General features: G+C 72.5%; 6 protein-coding genes. 5 read left to right on the top strand and 1 reads right to left on the bottom strand.

The genetic code is table 11. The features are described from left to right. The 5 genes from murJ to ACZ61E_RS10185 all read left to right on the top strand — a co-directional run. Positions 1-2,000 (top strand): murein biosynthesis integral membrane protein MurJ (murJ, locus tag ACZ61E_RS10205; protein ID WP_469699105.1); only part of this gene is annotated, 2,000 nt, incomplete at its 5' end. Continuing rightward, the gene (locus ACZ61E_RS10200) at positions 1,990-2,790 is read left to right on the top strand and encodes a polysaccharide deacetylase family protein (protein ID WP_469699104.1); all 801 of its coding nucleotides are present in this window, start codon (positions 1,990-1,992) and stop codon (positions 2,788-2,790) included. The genes murJ and ACZ61E_RS10200, both read left to right, overlap by 11 nt. Then, positions 2,787-3,971, top strand: coding sequence for a glycosyltransferase (locus ACZ61E_RS10195; protein ID WP_469699103.1), 1,185 nt, complete (start codon positions 2,787-2,789; stop codon positions 3,969-3,971). The genes ACZ61E_RS10200 and ACZ61E_RS10195 overlap by 4 nt, the downstream gene beginning before the upstream one ends. A 7-nt stretch (positions 3,972-3,978) precedes the next feature. Next, positions 3,979-4,644, top strand: a complete 666-nt coding sequence (locus ACZ61E_RS10190) for a YveK family protein (protein ID WP_469699102.1) — start codon at positions 3,979-3,981, stop codon at positions 4,642-4,644. After that, positions 4,644-5,900, top strand: a complete 1,257-nt coding sequence (locus tag ACZ61E_RS10185; protein WP_469699101.1) for a GNAT family N-acetyltransferase — start codon at positions 4,644-4,646, stop codon at positions 5,898-5,900. Before ACZ61E_RS10190 ends, ACZ61E_RS10185 begins: the two co-directional genes overlap by 1 nt. A 36-nt stretch (positions 5,901-5,936) precedes the next feature. Here the strand turns inward: ACZ61E_RS10185 and ACZ61E_RS10180 are convergent, their stop codons facing one another. Continuing rightward, entirely contained in the window at positions 5,937-7,142 is a 1,206-nt protein-coding gene (locus ACZ61E_RS10180; RefSeq protein WP_469699100.1) for a glycoside hydrolase family 26 protein, read from the bottom strand. Positions 7,143-7,227 lie beyond the last annotated feature (85 nt).

The raw sequence follows: 7,227 nt of genomic DNA, 5'->3' as shown, positions 1-7,227 counted from the left end.
GGAGCGCGGGCCAGGAGACCGCCGCTCGGGAGACGGTCGTGCAGGAGACGGTTGGTCGAGGGCAGGCCGGTCCAGGGACGGCCGGGCAGGAGACGGTCAGGCAGGAGACGGCGGGTCGGGGGAGCGCGGGCCAGGAGACCGCCGCTCGGGAGACGGTCGTGCAGGAGACGGTTGGTCGAGGGCAGGCCGGTCCAGGGACGGCCGGGCAGGAGACGGCCGGTTGGGAGAACGTCGGTCGAGGGCAGGCCAGGCACAAGGCCGTCGGGCAGGAGACGGCCGGTCCAGGGACGGCCGGTCGGGAGACCGCCGGGCAAGAAGGCGGCGGGCAGCAGAAGGCCCGGCAGGAGGCCGAGGGGTCCGGGGGGCGGGGCGGTCACCTTTCCAACCGGTTCCTCGCCCGCGCCGCCCTGCTGACCGCGGTCCTCACCGCCGCCGGCGCGCTGCTCGGTCTCGTACGCGACCAGACCATCGCCCACCTCTACGGCGCGGGTCCCGACACCGACGCGTTCCTCGTCGCGTGGACCGTCCCCGAAGTCGCCTCGACGCTGCTCATCGAGGACGCGATGGCCCTCATCCTGGTGCCCGCGTTCAGCCTCGCGCTCGCGCGCCGGGCCACCGACCGGCCACTCCTCGACCGCGACCCCGTGCACGCCCTGCTGCGTACGACCCTGCCGGGACTGCTGCTCGCCCTCAGCGCGGGCGCCGTCCTGCTGATGTTCGCCGCCCCGTGGGTCGTCGCCGTGCTCGCGCCCGGCCTGCCGGACACGCGACTGGCGGTCGACTGCACCCGGTTGACGGCGACCTGCGCCTTCAGCTTCGGCATCGCCGGCTATTGCAGCGCCGCGCTGCGGGCGCACGGCAGCTTCGTACCGCCCGCGATGATCTACGTCGCGTACAACGTCGGCATCATCGTCACGATGCTGGTCCTCAGCGACCGGCTCGGGGTGCGGGCGGCGGCGGCCGGGGTCGCCGTCGGCGGGGTCCTGATGGTCCTCGTGCAGGCACCGGTCGTCTGGCGGCGGCTGCGCGGGCGCCGTACGGCGGCTGAGCAGACGGCTGAGCAAACGCCGGAGCAGCCACCGGTGCCCGTACCGGCGGAGCCGCCCCGCCCCGCCGACGGACAGCCCGGCGGCGCCCGCCCGCTCGTCGCCCTCGGACTGCTGGCCCCCGTCATCGTCTTCGCCCTCACCCGCCAGTCCCAGGTCCTCATCGAACGCTTCCTCGCCGCACCCCTGCCCGCCGGCGCCATCTCGCACCTCAACTACGCGCAGAAGGTCGCGCAGATGCCGATGGTCCTGTCCCTGATGCTCTGCACGGTCACCTTCCCGGTGGTCGCCCGCGCCATGGCGGCCGGGGAGACCGACCGGGCCAGACGCCGCGTCGAGCGGGACCTCGCACTCGCCGGTGTCATCGTGCTGGTGGGCGCCGCGACCGTCGTCGCCTGCGCGCCGCAGATCATCCAAATCCTCTTCCAGCGCGGCGCCTTCGACGGTGCGGACACGGCGGCCACCGCCACCGTGATGCGTGTGTACGCACTGGGGCTGCTCGGCCACACCCTCGTCGGGGCCCTCGTCCGCTGCTACTTCTCCGCCGCGCGTCCCCTGTGGTTCCCGGCTCTCGCCATGTTCCTCGGCCTCCTGCTCACCACCGCGTCCGGCGCGCTGCTCGTCGGCGCCTGGGGAGTCCTCGGGATCGCGGCGGGCAACGCGCTGGGCATCACCGTCACCGCCGTACTGCTGCTGCACGGCGTCGCCCGGCACAGCGTTCCCGTGCGAGTCCGCCACATGACCGCAGGGCTCGTCAAACTCAGCGCCGCCGCGGCTTCCGCGACCGGCGCCGGATGGCTCTGCGGCGCCCTCATCACCTCTCCGGTGCCGGCCGCCGCCGTCGCCTGCGGGGTGGTCGCCGCCGTGTTCCTCGTCATCGCCCGAGCCGTCCAGGCACCCGAGATCGACTCCCTCATCCGCTCCGTCACACGAAAGTTCATCGATGTCCGCTGACACGGTGCCCGCAGGCCCCTTGTGGGCAGCCATGTACCACTCGATCACCGACCCGACCGACGACCCCTACCGCGTCACCGTCTCGCCCGGCCGGCTCGACCGGCAGCTGCGCTGGCTGCGCCGCCGCCGGCTGACCGGCGTGAGCATGGAATACCTGCTGCTCGCCCGCGCGCGGGGCAGCCACGCCGGACTCGTCGGCCTCACGTTCGACGACGGTTACGCCGACTTCCTGACCGGCGCCCTGCCCCTGCTGCACCGGTACGAGTTCACCGCCACCGTCTACGTGCTCCCCGGCCGCCTCGGCGGCACCAACGAATGGGACCGCCTCGGACCGCGCAAACCCCTCCTCACGGCGGACGGCATCCGCGAGGCGGCTGCGGCGGGCATGGAGATCGGCTCGCACGGACTGCGCCACACCGATCTGACCAAGGCCGACGACGCGCTGCTCGCCGAGGAGACGCGCGGCAGCCGGGAGGCGCTGAGCGCGATCACCGGCACCGAGGTGACCGGGTTCTGCTACCCGTACGGCACGGTCGACGAGCGCGCCATGGCCGCCGTACGCGACGCCGGTTACCGGTACGCCGTCGCCATCGACCCCGGCCCGCTCACCGGTCTGTTCGCCCTGCCGCGCCTGCACATCGGCCAGGAGGACACCGGGCCCCGGCTGTTCCTCAAGCGCGCATTGCACGGCCGGCGCCGCGAGCCGGTCCCGTACGGCCCGTATCCGCCCGTCACGCCGGGCGCCGGGCGGCGGGGGACCGCGACCGTACCCGAGGGCGGCGGCGCATGAAGGTACTGCATGTCATCACCGGCCTCGGTATCGGTGGTGCCGAACAGCAACTGCGCCTGCTGCTCAGCCGGTTGCCCACGGAAAGCTCCGTCGTCACGCTCACCAACCCGGGCGCCGTCGCACGCGGCATCGTCGCCGACGGCTTCCCCGTCACGGACCTCGACATGAGAGGCAACCGCGACCTCGGCGCGCTGCCCCGGCTGACGGGGCTGATCAAGGACGGCAAGTACGACCTGGTCCACACGCACCTCTACCGCGCCTGTGTGTACGGACGCCTCGCCGCCCGCCTCGCCGGCGTACGGACCGTCGTCGCCACCGAGCACTCGCTGGGCGCCACCCGGATCGAGGGCCGCTCACTCACCGTCGGGGCGCGTGTCCTCTACCTCGGCAGCGAACGCCTCGGCACGGAGACCGTCGCCGTCTCGACCACCGTCGCCAACCGGCTGCGCCGCTGGGGCGTGCGCCGCGACCGCATCCATGTCGTGCCCAACGGCATCGACGTGCCGCGCTTCTCCTACGACGAGACCGCCCGGCACAAGGCGCGGGCCGAACTCGGTCTGCCCGCAGACGCGTTCGTGATCGGCGGCATCGGCAGGCTCAGTGAGGGCAAGCGCTTCGACACGCTCGTCAGAGCCGTCGCCGCACTGCCCGGCGCCCGTCTCCTGCTCGTCGGCGAAGGTCCCGAGCGCGACCGACTGCTCGATCTGGCCGCCGAGTTGGGCGCCGCCGACCGGGTCCTGCTGCACGGCGCGTGCGAGGACCCGCCGCCGAACCCCGCCGAGAGCACGGGACCTGACCTGCCGTCACTGCTCGCCGCCATGGACGTCTCCGTCTCCACCTCGGCGGACGAGGCGTTCGGGCTCGCGGTGATCGAGAGCCTGGCCGCCGGGCTCCCCGTCCTGTACGTCACCTGCCCCGCCCTGACGGACCTGCCCGCCGACGCGGCACCCGCCGCCCGCCGGATCACCGGTTCCGTCGACGGTCTCGTCGCCGAACTGGGCTCGGCGCAGCGGCGGTTGGCGGCCGGGCAGGGCCCGCCCCGGCTGCCCGTACCACCCGCCGCCCGCCACTACGACATCTCCCGCAGTGCCGAACAGCTGATGTCCGTCTACGACCGCGCCCTGCGCCGCACCGGCTCGTCCGAGCCCGCTGTCCGGCGCCCGGCCACCCCCGAGGAGTGAGTTACCGATGACCGACAACGAGAACGGCCGACGCCGCGCGGGCAGTTGGCCCGGCCGCGTCCTGGCGAGGATCAGGGCACTGCCCGTCTGGTGGATCGTGCCGGTCGGCGTCCTGATCGGGGCGCTCGCGGGCGGCGGCTACGGCATGCTGCGCACCCCGCAGTACTCCGCCACCAGCTACGTGCTCGTCGTACCGTCCGACAAGACCGACCCGGCCGCCGCGCTCGGCTTCGCGCAGGCGTACGGGCGGGTCGCCCCGCAGGTCGCCGCCCTCGGCGACGCCCAGGTGTGGGCCGGGGTCTCCGCCAAGGTCCTGAAGGAGAACGTCACCACCGTCACCTCGCCCGACGCCCCCATGATCTCGGTGACCGCCACGTCGAGCGGCGCGCGGACGGCCGTCAGTATGGCCGACGGCGTCGCGCGCTCGCTGGTGCTCAACGGCACGCAGATGCAGGGCAGTACGAACGTACGCGTGGTCCAGTTCTCCCGCGCGGTCGAGCCCACCAGCCCCGTGTCGCCGTCGGTGCCGCTGGCCGCGCTCGTCGGCGCCGCCGCGGGCGGACTGGTCGGCGGACTCGGGGTGCTGGTCCGCCCCAGGCGCCGGCACGAAGAGGTGCACGCGACGGTCCCTGGCCCATCGACCGCGCCCCTGCCGCAGACGGAGAGCGTGTGATGGCGACCGAACAGACCACCCGTAACACCCCGACCGCGCCGACCGCCCGGAACCAAGGACCCGCCCGGCGGATCCTCGTACGCGCCCGCACGGGCCCGGTCACACCCGCCGGCCGAGGCACCCTCACCCCGCTGACCTCGGAGATCTGCCGGGACCCCGGCCGGTTCGGGGCGCTCGCGGCCGAATGGACGGCCCTGCACCGCCGCTCAACCCCGGCCACCCCGTTCCAGAGCCACGCCTGGCTGCACTCCTGGTGGCGTTCGTACGGAACCCCCGGCCGGCTCCGCGTCGTCCTCGTACGCCGTGGCGGCACCCTCGTCGCCGCCGCCCCCCTGATGCTGATCCACCGGCCGGTCCCCGTCCTGGTCCAACTCGGTGGCCCCATCTCCGACTTCTCCGACGTCCTGCTGGACGACGAGCACGTCGCCGGCGCCGCCCCGGCGCTGGCGAAGGCCCTCGCCGTCGCCGCGCGCGGCGCCGTCATCGACCTGCGCGAGGTACGGCCCGGAGCCGCCGCCGAACGTGTCCACGAGTGCTGGGACGGTCCGCGCGACCGGCTGCCGGACTCGTCCTGTCTGGAGCTGCCCGCCGTCCCCATGGACGAACTGCTCGGCCGTCTCACGTCGTCGCGCGCCCAGCGCGCCAGGGCCAAGATCCGCAAGATCGACTCGCTCGGCATCGAGGCGCGCGTGGTGCCCGTGGACCAGGTCCCGGCCGCCGTCGAACGCCTCCTGCGGCTGCACCGGCTCCAGTGGCAGGGCCGCGGCGTCACCACCGAACACCTCAGCGCCCGCTTCGCGGCGCATCTGACCCGCTCGGTGCGGTCCATGGCCGAACAGGGCGACGCGACGGTCACCGAGTTCCTGCTCGCGGGCGACGTGGTGGCCGCCGACCTCACCCTGCTGTCACCGCGGCTCGGCGGCGGCTATCTGTACGGCGCCGACCCGGCGCTGCGCGACCGGAAGGTGGACGTCGCGACGATGCTGCTGCGCGAGAGCGCCCGGCGGATCAGCGCCGACGGACGCGTGACGCTGAGCATGCTGCGCGGCAACGAGCCGTACAAGCACCACTGGCGCCCGGAGACCGTCCGCAACCAGCGACTGCTGATGGCGCGCGGTCTGCTCGCCCCCTCACTGCGACTGGTCGCCGCCCAGGCAGCCGCGCGCGACCGGGCGTCCGTCCTGCTCAACGAGCGGCTGCCGGCGATGAAGGCGGGCCTGGCGAAGCGGACACGCCGCGCCGACGGCCGGAACTGACCCGGAGGGGTCCCGGCCGCCGCCGCGACGGAGCGGTCAGGACAGCCAGCGCTCCCAGTTGCCGACCCGCAGACAGATCTTCTCGCCGAGCAGCGCCTCGATCCACGAACTGAGCGTGAGCTGCTTGCAGTTCGAGGGCACTCCGGGATTCGCCGGAGTGCTGGGCTCGGGCCGGGGCACCGCGGGAGTGCTCGGTCCGGGCTCCGGCTTCAGTCCGTAAAGCGTCGTACGGAACACCTTCGACGCCTGCGGATTCGAAGCGCACTGCCAGACGCCGTGCGGGCAGTAGTCCGTGATCGTCTGGTAAAGCGGCCGGTGCTGTTCGAACCATGCGAGCATCCCCCGCATGTACGTCGGATTGTCGCCGTTACGGAAGAGGCCCCACTCCGGATAGGAGATAACCTTTCCATGTTCAGCGGCGAACTCCACATGCTTGCGGAGCCCGTAGGGCTCATTCACCTGTTCGTCGAAAGTCACCCCTGGCGGCTGGTCGTAGGCGTCCATTCCGATGATGTCCACGACGTCGTCGCCCGGATAGCACTCGGTCCAGGCGATCGCGTCCCTGCCGCGGTTCGGAGCGAAATCGAAACGGAATTCCTGCCCGGGCACCGCGCGCATGGCGCCGACGATCCGCTTCCAGTACGCCTTCCACGCCGTCGGGTCGGGCCCGCAGCGGTGCGTGTACGTCGTGCCGTTCATCTCCCAGCCGAGTACGAGGACGGTGTCCGGTACGCCGAGCGAGACGAGGCGCTGGGCGAGCACCTCGAAGTGCCGGTCGTAGTCGCCCCGCGCGCCCCGGCGCAGCTCATTGCGGACGAGCACGTCGGGGACCCGGCCCTCGTTCCGTTCGAGCATGGGGACGTTGAGCACGAACATGCGGTCGGCGTCGGCCTTCTTCCAGTCGGCCCAGTCACGCAGGAAGCTCGGGGCGCCTTCGATGTTCGACCACACGTCGCCCGGGAGATAGGTGTGCCCGACCCTTAATTCCGTACCGCCGAGCCACTTCTGCATCTCGGGAATACGGCGGATTCCCTCGGGACCGTAATGGAGGTACGCGCCGACCGCGGTGGAGGCGACTTCCGGTGGTGCGGAACTGGCGGAACCGGCGGAACTGGCGGAACCGGCCGAAGGGTCGGGGCCGGTGGCGTCGGTCGCCACCGGCAGCACGGAACCTGAGACAAGGAGACCGGCCGTCACGACACCCAGAAAGGTGGTGATCAGCCGTCGGTGCCGATGGGACATGTGTGCTCCTCATGAGGGGACGCGTTCCGTGGTCGCACTCATCCAAAGCTATTTGTCATAAGACGATCGGGAATCCGGTCGGCCG

This window comes from Streptomyces sp. NPDC104581, from assembly GCF_055583685.1.
This window is presented reverse-complemented; position numbering and strand designations above follow the sequence as displayed.